Below are 13,331 nucleotides of genomic sequence, written 5' to 3'. Positions count from 1 at the left end.
AGCGGAAGACAGTGGTGGACGTCCAGGGCACGGTGGCGGACGGTTTCGAACCGGTCCGGGACGCCTTCGCGGACAACTTCGCGCGGCGCGGTGAACGCGGCGCCGCCGTCGCCGTCCACCGCGACGGCCGCAAGGTCGTCGACCTGTGGGCCGGCACGAAGGACGCGGACGGCGGCGGCGAGCCCTGGCGGCGCGGCACCGCGCAGATCGTCCGTTCCGCCACCAAGGGCGTTGCCGCCGCAGTGCCGCTGCTCCTGCACCAGCGCGGCCAGGTCGACCTGGACGCGCCCGTGGGCACGTACTGGCCGGAGTTCAAGGCGAACGGCAAGGAGCGGGTGCTCGTCCGGCACCTGCTCTCGCACCGTGCCGGCCTGCCCGTCCTCGACACCCCGCTCACCCCCGCCGAGGCCATCGACGGCGTCAGCGGCCCGCGGGCGGTCGCCGCGCAGGCGCCCGCCTGGGAGCCCGGCACGGACCACGGCTACCACGCGCAGACCTACAGCTGGCTGATCGGCGAGCTGGTGCGGCGGGTGACCGGCCGGACGCTGGGGACCTGGGTCGCCGAGGAGATATCCGGGCCGCTGGGCCTGGACCTGTGGGTCGGCCTGCCGGAGGCCGAGCAGGGCCGGGCGGGCCGCGTGGCCGACATCGAGGCGCCCGCCGCGCCCGCCTCCGCCGGGCTGCGGGTGCGCGCCAAGGCATCGGTCGCCGATGCCTACGCCGACCCCTCCTCGCTGACCCGCCGCGCCTTCGCCGCGATCACCCCGCTCGCCGACGAGAACGACCCGGCCTACCGCGCCGCCGAGCTGCCCGCGTCGGCGGGCATCGCCACCGCGGACGCGCTGGCCCGCTTCTACGGCTCCCTCATCGGCGTCGTCGACGGCGGCCGCCGCCTGTTCGCCCCCGCGACGCTGACCATGGCCCGCACGGAGGAGTCGGCGGGCCCGGACCGCGTCCTGGTCGTGAACACCCGCTTCGGCCTCGGCTACATGCTGCACGGCCCGGCCTCTCCGCTGCTGGCCCCCGGCTCCTTCGGCCACCCGGGCCGCGGCGGCTCCCTGGCCTTCGCCGACCCCGAGTCGGGCGTCTCCTTCGGCTACGTGACCAACGGCCTGCAGAAGAACGTCACCGCCGATCCGCGGGCCCAGGCGCTGGTCCGGGCGGTTGCGAAGTCCCTGGCGGGGTAATGCTGCCCGCATGCGCTTCGAGGGCTATGCGGTACTGATCACCGGCGCCGGCCGGGGCATCGGCGCGGCCACCGCGCGCCGCCTGGCCTCCGAGGGCGCGCGGGTGCTCCTGACCGACGCCGACGGCCAGCGGGCCGCGCAGGCGGCGGCCGCGCTGCGGGCGGACGGCCTGACGGCCGAGTCGGCGCCGTGCGACGTGGCCGACCGCGCGGCGGCCGAGGCCGCGGTCGCCCGTGCGGTGGACCGCTTCGGCGGCCTTGACGTCCTGGTCAACAACGCCTTCTCCTGCCACCCCGACCCGCCGCGGGTCGAGGAGTACGCGGACGAGGCGTGGGCCCGCGACCTGGACGTCACGCTGACCGGCGCCCTGCGGTGCGTCCGCGCGGCGATGCCCGCACTGGCCGCCGCCGACGGCCGCGGCGCGGTCGTCAACATCGGCTCCGTCAACGGCGAGCAGGACTTCGGCAACCACGCCTACAGCGCCGCCAAAGCGGGCCTCGCGAGCCTCACCCGCACCCTCGCCGGCGAATGCGCCCCGCGCGGCGTGCGCGTCAACCTCATCGCCCCGGGCACGGTCGACACCCCCAACTGGCACGGCCGCGAATCCGTCCTGGAACGGGCGGCGGCCCACTACCCGCTGGGCCGCGTGGGACGCCCGGAGGACATCGCGGCGGCGGTCGCGTTCCTCGCGTCGACGGACGCGGGATGGATCACGGGGGTGACCCTCCCGGTGGACGGGGGGATCCTGACGGCGAACACGGGGCTGCGCCGGGCGATGCGGGGGAGCGCTTAGACAGCTGTTCGATCTGCCCAAATTCCCGCGAAACGCGTCGGGTTGGAGAGTGGAGGGCTAGAGTCTCCCGCGTGGCGTGACAGAAGTACCTGCTGACCCTCGGGTCGGCTCGCCCGCGTTCGGGACTCCATCCAGGGGCCTCGGGTGCGGGGGCCGGTGGTCGCCGTGTCCGAGGCTCCCTCGTGGAGTCTCGCAGTAGGCGGGCCTCCGACCTGAGGAAAGGTGCTCTATGGCGCGCCATGGCAAGCCGAAGCCGCTGATCGACTGGAATCGGGTGAGGCGGTGGGTGAAGACAGCCACCCCCTGGGTGGAACTGTTCGTCGCCCTGACCGCCCTGGCCCTGATCTTGATCGGCAAGGCGTGACCGGCGGGGCCTATCTCCATTAGGCCCCGTACGGCCAACCTCTTCGGTACGCCCGTCACGGTCCCGGTTCCAGCCGCCCGTGGCGGGCTTTTCTGTGCAACGAGCCTCACGATAGCGCGGATGACGCTCAAGGGCAGCGTTATCGCCTTTGCCGCGTCGGCTCACGGCATCGAACCGGCAGCGGGCAGAGGGCGGGCGCACAGCGCGGCGCGGACGGCGGCCATGCCGCGTTGCGTTGCGGCCGTCGCGCCCGAGGTGTCGTACGCGGCTGCCACCGCCCCGTCCATCCGGCAGTCGCGGCACGCCGTCTCGTCCGCGACCGGCCGGATCATGCGGCCGCAGCCGCCCGTGCAGGCGCGCAGCGGCTGGGGGCGGGGCCCCGGCTCGGGGGCGGGGTCCGGCATTTTCCTGGTCAGGCGGTTGCGGGTGATGCCCGCGGGGGAGTGGACGGTGTCCGGCAGGCCGGACGTCAGCGCCTCCCGGAGGTCGGCGAGCGTGGCGCCGCGCGTGAGCCACTCCGCGGCGAGCGGGGCCAGGGCCCGCACGTCCCTGCCCGAGAGGCGCAGCCTGCGCTCCCCTCGTGTCACCGCCGTCAGCGCATGCGCGCCGCGCTCGGCGAGCGGGTGGGGAGGGTGGGGAGTGTCCCCCTCAGTGTTCTTCTGGGAACGGCCGACGGCCCGAGGGGTCGTCTGACCGACGGCCGGTTCGACGGCACTCGGCGGGACCGCTCCGTCGCCGTCCCGCACGGCCAGCGCCTCCTCCGGCGTCAGCGGCACGTTCGAGATGAGCTGCGTCGTCCGCCAGCGTCCTGCGACGCCCTGGCGGCGCCACTCGTGGAGGAACCCCTCGTCGATCAGTTGCCGCTTCGCGCGGATGAACGCCGTCTTCTTGATCCCGGCTTGTCTCGCCGTCTCCGACAGCGGCTGGTGCGCCTCCGCGGGCAGGGACAGCTGCCACTGCAGAAGACGGACGGCGTCCGACGACAGGCGCGGGTGCCGGATGATCTCGTTCGGCACCTGGGTGAAGAAACGGGCGGGGGCGATAGCATGCCGGAGCATCCAGGGAGTCGCTTTCCCTCGTGGTGTAGACCCCCCTCGCCGGTTGCCGCCGGCGTCGGGGGTCGCTTCTTGCGCGCAACGTAGCGCATTTCGCAGGGTGTTCACCGCCTCTCCCCAAAGCTCGACACCTCCGGCGACCGCGCCGACGGGTTCACCCCGCACGGCCGATCCACGAGTGGCAGGATGGCGCCATGAGCGCTCAGCCCGTTTCCTCCGCCGGTGAGATTCCCATGCCGCCGCTGACGCCCGAAGGTCTGCGGGCGGCTGTTGCCCAGCTCGTACCTTCCCGGCTGGAGCAGCTGAACGAGCACCTGGTGTACGCGGCCACCCAGGCGCAGGAGCTGAACAGCCTCCAGCCGCTCCGGTCGTTCACCGAGTTCGGTGCCCTCATCGACGCCGAAGCTACTCGTGGGCGTGATCGAGAGCCTCAATGGCCGAGGTGATCAGCGCTCGTGCGGCGGCGCCGTAGACCGCCATCCGTGAGAGTTCGGTGAACGCCTTCACGTACAGGCCCACTTCGCTGGGCTGCTGGACGGTGGCTCGCGCCGACAGCACCTCCACGGAGACGAGTTCGTCGTCGTACACGTGGAAGGTCTCCATGGGCCAGATCCCTCTCGACGTGCTCGTGAACGGGATCACGCCGAGGGAGACCGACGGCAGGGAGCCCACCGACAGGAGATGTCCCAGCTGGCCCGCCATTGTCTCCGCATCACCCATCCGATACCGCAGCACGGATTCCTCGACGAGCAGGGCGAACCGGTGATCCCCCTCGTGGAGAACCCGTGATCTGGCCAGTCGAGCCTTGACGGCGTCTTCCACGTCGTCGGGAATCCGGCGGAACTCCGTGATGGAGGAGAGCAGCGCGGTCGCGTATCCCTCCGTCTGCAGCAGACCGGGGACCAGGGTCGATGCGTAGACACGAAAGAGCCGTGTCTCGTGGAACAGGGCGGTGTACGACTCCTGCAGCCGACGCAGTCCGGTCCGCTGTCTGCGCCGCCATTCCACCCACATGGAGTGGGCGGCACGAGAGGCGGCGATGATGTCGGCCGCCTGATCGTCGGCTCCGCATGCGGCACACCACGCACGGATGTCCGCGTCGGAGGGAGGCGTCCTGGCGTTCTCGATCCGGGACGTCTTCGCCGGGTGCCATTGTCCGCGAGCGGACAGCTCGCGCCCGGTGAGACCCGCGTCGAGGCGGACCTCACGGAGCCGGGCGGCGACGGCCGCCCTCGCGGCCTGGGCGCTCGATGAAGGGGACGTGGTCATGGACCGGAAGTTCCGTAGCGGCCCCTTAAACGCAGAACTCTTCGTGCGGGGTGGCCCGCTCCCAGACCGCCTCGAACGCTGACGAGCAGAGCTTCACCACGGCTTGCTCCTCGCGCATTTCTCCACCGGCCGAGGCGCCGTCGCCCGTGAAGTGGTTGAACCGCACCAGCCGGTCGTCGAACAGCCAGAAGTCGTTGCCGGGCAGGCAAAGGTCCGACGCGCGCCGCCGTGGCAGCCACCGGACGGATTCACCGGCAGCGACGTTGGTGAAGGTGCTGTGGTGCTCGAACTCGATGTACTCGCTCACCGGCTCGGACACGATGCGGGCCCGTCGGATGATCACGCTACGGCCGACGGTCTCGGATACGAGGTCCAGCCACGGGCGCCACCACGATGCACGGTCGGCCGGGTCGTGCCGGTGGCCGGCCTTCCACGCCGCGAAGCCGGACTCCTCGTAGTCCACCGCGTACACGTCCCGTGTCTCCAGGTGGACCGCAGACCGCTCGCAGCCGCGGAGCAGCTCCTCAAAGCCGGGCACGTTCTGCGACATCACACGCCTCCCTGATCATCTGCGCCATGCGGGCGGGCAGCCGGACCACAGCCTCGCTCGGCGGGATGGGGCCGGTCTCCAGGCACGTGGCCCGCAGTTCCTCATCAGCCTTCCACCCTTGGAAGACGAACTCGTGCCTGTCCTTGTCGAACCACACCGTGGGGCACTCGCCGTCGACCGGGTTCGGGTCGGTTCCGATGAATCGTAGGGCCATGCGTGCCTCCCAAGGCGAATGGGGTGCGCTTGCTTGCACGAGCCTGTCCGACCAGCAGGGTGCGGTCAAGGGCGCCTCACTGGGCGGGAATTGGCGTGCAATTCCCTGCAACTTCACTGAGTGATCCGGACCTCTCTCCGTACGGTCGGTGCATGGCAACCATGCATGTGAAGGGCAAGGCCGTGGCCCACCAAACAACGCATCCCGCAGGGGACGCGGCGAGCGCGTCGGCGGGCCGTCCCACCGCCGCCGAGATGTCGCAGTACGTCGCCGAAGCCGTCCGCCGTGCGACCGCGCATCCGGCCGTGCTGCCGCGTCACGAAGAGGTCGTCGAGACCACCGCACGACTGCGCGCCTACCTCCTCGCGCTCCTGCCCGCCGCCGAAGCCCACGTCGGCTCCATGACGCGCGGCACCCCGGAGTGGGACCACGCACAGTCGGTCGTCGACGCGGCCCGCCACGAGCTCGCGGGCGGGCCCGGTCCGGGCCTGCGCTCGGCCGTTTTGCACATGCAGGACCTCGGGCGGGCGTGCCACCACCTGCGGGGCGTGCTGCCGGAGGAGCGCTGCGCCCAGTGCGCGTACCTCAAGGCCGACCGGCGCGCGGCCGAGCGGCGCGGCGACCCCGGCGCGATGCGCGACGCCGCCACCCGCATGGGTGTCCACCAGCGCGAGGCGCACGGGTCCTAAGACGGGGCCGCGAGGTGTCCCCAGGACTCGCACAGGGTCGTTCCCTACGATGGCGCGGTGACCAGTGACACCGCGACGCACGGCCGGCAGGGCCCGACGGCAGACGAGCAGCCGCCCCCGTGGCAGCGCAGACTCCGCCGCTTCGGCTACGTGGGCCCCACGGCGCAGCCCGACGTGCGGGAGCGGCTCGTGCCGCCGTTCCCCGAGCCCGGGACGCGGCTGTGGGCGGCGGCGGGGGCCGGGCCGAGAGCGGCCGACCGTCTCGCGCGGTCCATGGGGTGGGCCGGGCCGCTGCTCGTCGCGCTGGTCGCGGGCGTCATCCGCTTCTGGAACCTGGGCAGCCCCAAGGCGGTCATATTCGACGAGACGTACTACGCCAAGGACGCCTGGGGCCTGCTGAAGTACGGCTACGAGGTCGACTGGAACAGCGTCAAGGACGTCAACGACCGCATCATCGAGGGCTACCACGGCGCCCCCGACGCACCGGGGTACGTCGTGCACCCGCCCGTCGGCAAGTGGGTCATCGCGATCGGCGAGTGGATGTTCGGGCTCGATCCGTTCGGCTGGCGCTTCATGACGGCCGTGCTCGGCACGCTGTCGGTGCTGATGCTCTGCCGCATCGGGCGGCGGCTGTTCCGGTCGACATTCCTGGGCTGTCTGGCGGGGGCGTTGCTCGCCGTGGACGGGCTGCACTTCGTCATGAGCCGCACGGCGTTGCTCGACTCGGTGCTGATGTTCTTCGTGCTGGCCGCCTTCGGCTGCGTGCTCGTGGACCGGGACAAGGCGCGGGCGCGCCTGGCGGCCGCCCTGCCGCCGGGGCCGGACGGCACGGTGCTCCCGGACGCCCCGACCGGCGACCGGGCGCGGCTGGGGTGGCGCCCCTGGCGGATCGCGGCCGGCGTCTTCCTCGGGCTGGCCTTCGCCACGAAGTGGAACGGTGCCGTGTATCTGGCGGCGTTCGGGCTGCTGCTCGTCGTGTGGGACGCCGGAGCCCGGCGCACGGCGGGGGCCCGCCACCCGTGGCGGTCCGCGCTGCGGCGCGACGCGCCGTGGGCGTTCCTGTCGACGGTGCCCGTGGCGGTGGGCGTGTACGTCGCCTCCTGGACCGGCTGGTTCGCCGGCAGCGGCACCTACAGTCGCACGGAGGGCTGGCGGCACAGCGGCTTCAACCGCCACTACGCGGAGACCGAGGGCGGTTACGGCCCGGACGGCTTCCTCGCCGGGATCCTCAACCCGCTGCGCAGCCTGTGGCATTACGAGAAGCAGGTCTGGGAGTTCAACACCACGCTCTCGTCGCCCCACACCTACCAGTCCAATCCGTGGAGCTGGCTGGTGCAGTCCCGGCCGGTCTCGTACTTCTACGAGTCGCCGAAGGCGGGCCAGGACGGCTGCCCGATCGACGAGGCCGACAAGTGCGCCCGCGAGGTGCTCGCCCTGGGCACGCCGCTGCTGTGGTGGACGGCGTGCTGTGCGCTGGTGTACCTGCTCTACCGGTGGGCGCTGCGGCGCGACTGGCGGGCGGGGGCCGTGCTCTGTGCGGTCGCGGCGGGCTACCTGCCGTGGTTCATGTGGCAGGAACGGACCATTTTCGTCTTCTACGCGGTCGTCTTCGTGCCGTTCCTGTGTCTTGCGGTGGCCATGCTGATCGGGGCGATCCTCGGCGGGCCGCGGGCCTCGGAGCGGCGCCGGGTGGTGGGCGTGGTCGGGGCGGGCGTGCTCGTGCTGCTCATCGTCTGGAACTTCATCTACTTCTTCCCGCTCTACACGGGGCAGCCGATTCCCATGGACGCCTGGCGGAACCGGATGTGGTTCGACACCTGGATCTGACGACCTGCCGAGCGGACCGGACATCGGACCGGAGCGAACCGGACCGAAGTCGACGTGGATCCGACCGGAACCGGCCGCCTCTGTCCGTTGCCGTCCCTTCTGTCACTCCTCTCCCGTAGAGTGCCGACGAGGTTCTGATCAGCTGATCAGAACTGGTGGGGGTCACAAGGGGGCAGGGAGCATGCGCACTGGCGCGAAGATCGCTACGGGCGTGATCGGGGCGGCCATCGTGGGGGCGGCCGGACTGGGGGCCTACAACCTGGTCGACGCCGTCGCCGAGGGCACCTCCGGTGCGCACAGCGAGGCGGCGCCGGTACGGACCGGGCCGCTGACGCCCGAGGAGACCGAGAAGGCCGCCAGCGACTTCCTCGCCGCCTGGGCGGCGGGCAACACGCAGAAGGCCGGTGGCCTGACCGACAACGCCGAGGCCGCCACCGCCGCGCTGACCGGCTACCGCGAGGACGCCCACGTCGAGAAGGTGGCGTTCAAGCAGGGCACGGCCGACGGGGCCAAGGTGCCGTTCTCCGTCACCGCGGAGGTCTCCTACGCCAAGCAGCGCTCGACGTGGACGTACGCCTCCTCGCTCACCGTCGTCCGGGGCCGGTCGAGCGGCCGGCCGCTGGTGGGCTGGCAGGCCGGCGTCGTGCACCCCCGGCTCGCGGCGGGGCAGACCCTGAAGACGGACACCACCGGCACGCCGAAGGTGACCGTCGTCGACCGCGAGGGCAAGGAGCTGACCGCCGCCGACCACCCCTCGCTGGCGTTCGTCCTGCCCGAGCTGGCCAAGCGGTTCGGCGAGAAGGCCGGGGGCGAGCGGGGCGTGGAGGTCCGGGCCGTGGGCGGTGCGGTGGCGCCCGGCGCCGCGGCCGAGCCGCTGCACGTCGTCTCCCAGGGCAAGCCCGGCACGCTGCGCACCACGCTCAGCGCCGCCGTGCAGCGGGCCGCCGAGGCGGCCGTCTCCCGCCACGACGACGCGTCCGTCGTGGCCGTCAAACCCAGCACCGGCGAGATCCTGGCCGTCGCCAACGCCAAGAAGACCGAGTTCAACGCGGCCCTGTCCGGCCAGACCGCCCCCGGCTCCACGATGAAGGTCGTCACCTCCGCACTGCTGCTGGAGCAGGGCAAGGCGTCGCCGGGCAAGCCGCTGCCCTGCCCGAAGAACGCCACCTACGGCATGACGTTCCACAACGTCGAGCAGAGCGAGAACCCGCGCGCCACCTTCGCCCAGGACTTCGCGGCCTCCTGCAACACCGCCTTCATCTCCCTGGCCGGACAGCTCGCCGACGACGCCCTCGCCGCCGAGGCGCGGGACGTCTTCGGCCTCGGCCTGGACTGGAAGGCCGGCATCCCGACGTTCGACGGCAGGGTGCCCACCGACGGCGGCGCCGGCAAGGCGGCCGCCATGATCGGACAGGGCCGGGTGCAGATGAGCCCGCTCGCCATGGCCTCCGTGGCCGCGACCGTGCGCAACGGCTCGTTCCGCCAGCCCTACCTCGTCGACCCGGCCCTGGACGGCCGCACCCTGGCCCGAGCCCCCCGCGCCCTGTCGCCCGCGGCCGCCCGCGACCTGCGCTCGATGATGCGGCTCACCGCCACCTCGGGTACGGGAGCCAAGGCCATGTCGGGCCTCGGCGGCGACATCGGTGCCAAGACCGGCTCGGCGGAGGTCGACAACCAGACCGCCCCCAACGGCTGGTTCACCGCCTACCGCGACGACGTGGCCGCGGCCGCGGTCGTCCCGCGCGGCGGCCACGGCGGCGACTCGGCGGGCCCGGTCGTGGCGGCGGTGCTGCGGGCGGGCTGACCCGGGCGGCTCGACGTCCGGCAGCGTGCCGAGTTCCCCGACGAGCCTGCCGAGGGGCCTCGCCCGCGCTATCGTGGGCTCACTACGCAGGAAAGGCCCGCCACCGGGGAGGGCACCCCAGTGACGGGCTCGCCGAAAATCGGCCGTTCGGGGCCTAATGGTTGTAGGCCCCGCCGGTCACCATGCAGGAAAGGCCCGCCACCGGGGATGGTGCCCCAGTGACGGGCTCGCCGAAAATCGGCCGTTCGGGGCCTACTGGGTATAGGCCCCGCCGGTCACGACTTGCCGGTCAGGATGACGAGCAGGGCGGCCAGGGCGAGGAACAGGTCCACCCAGAGGGTGACTGTCTTCGCCCACCGCCTTGCTCGATCCCAGTCGACCGGCGTCTTCGGCTTCCTATGCCGGGGCATAGTGCACCTTTCCTTCAGGTCGGAGGCCCGCCTGATGCGAGACTCCACAAGGGAGCCTCGGACACGACGACCACCGGCCCCTGTGCCCGAGGCCCCTGGATGGAGTCCCGAACACGGGCGAGCCGACCCGAAGGTCAGCAGGTGCGATGACACGGCATGAAGGGGACTCTAGGCGCCCCCACCCCTCAAGCAGGCGCCGTTCACCGGAAGTTGGACGTCTCGAACGCATGTCGCCTGCGCGCCCGTCCGAACGTCCCGGGAGCGCGTGACCGATCCGACATCGCCCGCCCCCTCCAACCGGCGCTAGCGTCAAGGCCCATGAGCGCTCCCATATCGCCGATACCGCCGCGCGGGCGGTGCGCATGACGCCGGTCGTCGCCGGTGCCGTGCTCGTCGCCGCTGTCACGCACGCCAGTTGGAACGCCATCGCGCACGGCATCAAGGACCAGCTCCTCGCCTTCACGCTCGTGGGCGGCGGGGGCGCGGTCTGCGGGGCGGTGCTGCTGCCGTTCACGGACGTGCCGGCCGCCGGGGCGTGGCCGTACCTGGCGGCGTCGGCCGTGCTGCACGTCGTCTACCAGCTGCTGCTCATGCGGTCGTTCACGCTCGGCGACTTCGGGCAGATGTACCCGATCGCGCGGGGCACCGCGCCGCTGGCGGTGACGGTCCTCGCGGCGGTCTTCGCCGGGGAGTTCGCCGGCGGGTGGCAGCTGGCCGGCGTGGCGGTGGCGTCCGCGGGACTGGTCGGGCTCGCGCTGTGGGGCATCCGGGGGTCGGGCGCGCGGCCGCAGTGGGCCGCGATCGGGGCGGCCCTCGCCACGGGCCTGGCCATCGCCTCGTACACGGTCGTCGACGGCCTGGGCGTCCGGGCGTCCGGCACGCCGCTCGGCTACATCGCCTGGCTGATGATCCTGGAGGGGCTGGCGATACCGGCATGGGGGCTGACCGTCCGGCGGGGCCGATTCCTCGCCGAGCTCCGGCCGTTCGCGGTGCGTGGGCTGCTCGGCGGACTGCTGTCCGTCTTCGCCTACGGGCTCGTGCTGTGGGCCCAGACCCGGGCGGCCCTCGCCCCGATCGCGGCACTGCGCGAGTCGTCCATCCTCGTGGGGGCGGCGATCGGGGCGGTCATGATGAAGGAACGGTTCGGGGCGCCCCGCATGGCGGCGGCCGCGCTGATGGTGGCCGGCATCGGGCTGATGCTGCACGTCGGCTGAAGCGGACTCGCTGCCGCACGCCGGCTGAGCGAGGCCGCTGCCGCACGCCGGCTGAGCGGCGGTTGCGCGGCGCCCGCCGAGCGACTGGCCGATCGGCGCCCGCCGGGCGACCGGCCGAGTGTCGCCCACCGGGCGCCGGTCGAGCGCCGCCCGCCGGGCGCCCGAGTGACGTCGGCTGAGCGGCGCCCGCCGAGCGACCGCCTGAACGCCGCCCGCCGAGCGACTGCCCGATCGCCGCCCGCCGGGCGACCGGCCTAGTGACGCCGCCCGATCGGCGCCCGCCGGGCGACCGCCCGAGTGACGCCCGCCGGGCGGTGCCCGTCGGCGGACTCGCCCCCGCCCGGGTGACGTTCGGCCATCCCCGCCGCCGCTTCCGGTATCCCTGGCGCTCCATCATCTTCGGGGCTTTATGGAGGGATACCCACCCATGCGCATCCGTGAGGCGATCAGCATCGCCGTAGGCGCCCTCGGCACCACCGTCCTGACCGTGACCGCCCCCGCCGCCGCGCCCGGGGCGGCCGCCGTCCCGCCCCCGCCGCCACCCCGCAACCAGCTGACCATCGACGACACCGGCCGCATCGCTCCGGACGGCACCATCACCCTGACCGGCACCTACCGTTGCCGGCTCCCCGGCGGCCTGCCGGACGGCACCGTCCTCGTCGCCGCCAACGTCATCCAGGGCGGCCACGCCCAGGGCATCGGCGGTTCCCGGGCCACCTGCGACGGCAGGCGCCACCCGTGGCGGAACACGGCACGCCCCTACCGGCCGGCGTTCCGGCCGGGACCGGCCCGGGCCGACGGCACGCTGATGCAGTTCCGGAAGAACAAGAGCGGGCTCCTCCTCCCGCACTTCCTCGCCGTCGCCCCCGAGCACGACGTCGTGCTCGTCACCCGGCCGTAGGCGGCGCCCCACGGACCGGCCCGGGACCGCCCGCCCCGCGGTCCTGCGAGGATGGGGGCGTGACTGGAACGCTCGTACTCGCAGGAACTCCCATCGGCGACGTGGCCGACGCGCCCCCGCGGCTGGCCGCCGAGCTCGGCGCCGCCGAGGTGATCGCCGCCGAGGACACCCGCCGGCTGCGCCGCCTGACGCAGGCGCTGGGGGTGCACACCACCGGCCGCGTGGTCTCCTACTTCGAGGGCAACGAGTCGGCCCGCACGCCCGAGCTCGTCGAGGCGCTGCGGGGCGGCGCCCGGGTGCTGCTGGTCACGGACGCGGGCATGCCGTCCGTCTCCGACCCCGGGTACCGGCTGGTCGCGGCGGCCGTCGAGCACGGGATCAAGGTCACGGCCGTGCCGGGCCCGTCGGCGGTGCTGACCGCGCTGGCGGTCTCCGGCCTGCCCGTGGACCGGTTCTGCTTCGAGGGCTTCCTGCCGCGCAAGGCCGGCGAGCGGCTCGGTCGCCTCCGCGAGGTGGCCGACGAGCGGCGCACCCTCGTCTACTTCGAGGCCCCGCACCGGCTCGACGACACCCTCGCCGCGATGGCCGAGGTCTTCGGTGCGGACCGCCGGGCCGCGGTGTGCCGGGAGCTGACCAAGACCTACGAGGAGGTCCGGCGCGGCCCGCTCAAGGAGCTGGCCGCCTGGGCCGCCGAAGGCGTGCGCGGCGAGATCACGATCGTCGTCGAGGGCGCCGCCGAGCGCGGGCCCGAGGAACTGGACGCCGCCGAGCTGGTCCGCCGCGTCCGCGTCCGCGAGGAGGCGGGCGAGCGCCGCAAGGAGGCGATCGCGGCCGTGGCTGCGGAAGCAGGTCTACCCAAGCGCGAGGTGTTCGATGCGGTCGTAGCGGCAAAAAATGCCGCACAGCCGGACTGATCGTAAAGTAAAGGGCTAACCTGAAAAGCAAAGCTTGGGCATGGCAGCCGGTGCCTTAGGGCATGGAGCCGCCAAGTTTGCCCCAATTCGCGGGTCAGGCTGCTGCGCCGTCGCCGGGATGGGCGTTCCCTGGTTGTGGG

General features: G+C 72.9%; 15 protein-coding genes. 10 read left to right on the top strand and 5 right to left on the bottom strand.

Annotated features, from left to right (window positions below; translation table 11 throughout):
- The first annotated feature begins 11 nt into the window (after positions 1-11).
- The 3 genes from IE182_RS23380 to IE182_RS32525 all read left to right on the top strand — a co-directional run bounded on the left by IE182_RS23380 (position 12) and on the right by IE182_RS32525 (position 2,344).
- Positions 12-1,187 (top strand): serine hydrolase domain-containing protein, encoded by a 1,176-nt coding sequence (locus IE182_RS23380; protein ID WP_190111876.1) that lies wholly within the window; start codon positions 12-14, stop codon positions 1,185-1,187.
- Between the two features lie 10 nt (positions 1,188-1,197).
- Positions 1,198-1,980 carry an SDR family NAD(P)-dependent oxidoreductase gene (locus IE182_RS23375; protein ID WP_190111875.1) on the top strand — a complete coding sequence of 261 codons (783 nt, stop codon included), beginning with the start codon at positions 1,198-1,200 and terminating at the stop codon, positions 1,978-1,980.
- A 229-nt stretch (positions 1,981-2,209) separates the two neighbouring features.
- Complete coding sequence (locus IE182_RS32525) at positions 2,210-2,344, top strand: hypothetical protein (protein WP_268249634.1); 135 nt, start codon at positions 2,210-2,212, stop codon at positions 2,342-2,344.
- 161 nt (positions 2,345-2,505) lie between these two features.
- Here the strand turns inward: IE182_RS32525 and IE182_RS23370 are convergent, their stop codons facing one another.
- Positions 2,506-3,402 (bottom strand): hypothetical protein, encoded by an 897-nt coding sequence (locus IE182_RS23370; RefSeq protein ID WP_190111874.1) that lies wholly within the window; start codon positions 3,400-3,402, stop codon positions 2,506-2,508.
- Positions 3,403-3,593: 191 nt separating this feature from the next.
- On the opposite strand from IE182_RS23370, the gene IE182_RS23365 reads away from it, so the two are divergent.
- Complete coding sequence (locus IE182_RS23365; protein ID WP_190111873.1) at positions 3,594-3,845, top strand: hypothetical protein; 252 nt, start codon at positions 3,594-3,596, stop codon at positions 3,843-3,845.
- Here IE182_RS23365 and IE182_RS23360 read toward each other — a convergent pair.
- The 3 genes from IE182_RS23360 to IE182_RS23350 are packed head-to-tail and all read right to left on the bottom strand — an operon-like array spanning position 3,805 to position 5,432.
- Positions 3,805-4,668 (bottom strand): helix-turn-helix domain-containing protein, encoded by an 864-nt coding sequence (locus IE182_RS23360; protein WP_190111872.1) that lies wholly within the window; start codon positions 4,666-4,668, stop codon positions 3,805-3,807. The genes IE182_RS23365 and IE182_RS23360 overlap by 41 nt on opposite strands.
- Before the next feature lie 25 nt (positions 4,669-4,693).
- The gene (locus IE182_RS23355; protein ID WP_190111871.1) at positions 4,694-5,218 is read right to left on the bottom strand and encodes a DUF6879 family protein; all 525 of its coding nucleotides are present in this window, start codon (positions 5,216-5,218) and stop codon (positions 4,694-4,696) included.
- A complete protein-coding gene (locus IE182_RS23350) occupies positions 5,193-5,432 on the bottom strand; it encodes a hypothetical protein (protein ID WP_190111870.1) in 240 nt (79 codons plus the stop codon). The genes IE182_RS23355 and IE182_RS23350 overlap by 26 nt, the downstream gene beginning before the upstream one ends.
- A gap of 152 nt (positions 5,433-5,584) precedes the next feature.
- On the opposite strand from IE182_RS23350, the gene IE182_RS23345 reads away from it, so the two are divergent.
- The 3 genes from IE182_RS23345 to IE182_RS23335 all read left to right on the top strand — a co-directional run bounded on the left by IE182_RS23345 (position 5,585) and on the right by IE182_RS23335 (position 9,752).
- Entirely contained in the window at positions 5,585-6,121 is a 537-nt protein-coding gene (locus IE182_RS23345) for a DUF6415 family natural product biosynthesis protein (RefSeq protein WP_190111869.1), read from the top strand.
- A 57-nt stretch (positions 6,122-6,178) separates the two neighbouring features.
- On the top strand, positions 6,179-7,948 hold the full coding sequence (locus tag IE182_RS23340; RefSeq protein ID WP_190111868.1) for a dolichyl-phosphate-mannose--protein mannosyltransferase: 1,770 nt from the start codon (positions 6,179-6,181) through the stop codon (positions 7,946-7,948).
- A gap of 181 nt (positions 7,949-8,129) precedes the next feature.
- Positions 8,130-9,752 carry a penicillin-binding transpeptidase domain-containing protein gene (locus IE182_RS23335; RefSeq protein ID WP_190111867.1) on the top strand — a complete coding sequence of 541 codons (1,623 nt, stop codon included), beginning with the start codon at positions 8,130-8,132 and terminating at the stop codon, positions 9,750-9,752.
- A gap of 275 nt (positions 9,753-10,027) precedes the next feature.
- Here IE182_RS23335 and IE182_RS32520 read toward each other — a convergent pair whose 3' ends face one another.
- Positions 10,028-10,162, bottom strand: coding sequence for a hypothetical protein (locus IE182_RS32520; RefSeq protein ID WP_268249633.1), 135 nt, complete (start codon positions 10,160-10,162; stop codon positions 10,028-10,030).
- 362 nt (positions 10,163-10,524) lie between these two features.
- Here IE182_RS32520 and IE182_RS23330 point away from each other — a divergent pair, with 362 nt between their 5' ends.
- The 3 genes from IE182_RS23330 to rsmI all read left to right on the top strand — a co-directional run bounded on the left by IE182_RS23330 (position 10,525) and on the right by rsmI (position 13,191).
- Positions 10,525-11,376 (top strand): DMT family transporter, encoded by an 852-nt coding sequence (locus IE182_RS23330; RefSeq protein ID WP_190111866.1) that lies wholly within the window; start codon positions 10,525-10,527, stop codon positions 11,374-11,376.
- A 427-nt stretch (positions 11,377-11,803) separates the two neighbouring features.
- Entirely contained in the window at positions 11,804-12,277 is a 474-nt protein-coding gene (locus IE182_RS23325) for a DUF6299 family protein (RefSeq protein ID WP_190111865.1), read from the top strand.
- Between the two features lie 59 nt (positions 12,278-12,336).
- Positions 12,337-13,191, top strand: coding sequence for a 16S rRNA (cytidine(1402)-2'-O)-methyltransferase (gene rsmI / locus IE182_RS23320; protein ID WP_190111864.1), 855 nt, complete (start codon positions 12,337-12,339; stop codon positions 13,189-13,191).
- Positions 13,192-13,331 lie beyond the last annotated feature (140 nt).

Source organism: Streptomyces cinnamoneus (assembly GCF_014650495.1).
GTDB classification, from domain to species: Bacteria; Actinomycetota; Actinomycetes; order Streptomycetales; family Streptomycetaceae; genus Streptomyces; species Streptomyces cinnamoneus.
Note: the sequence above shows the minus strand (reverse complement) of the source record. Positions and strands in the feature narration are given on the sequence as shown.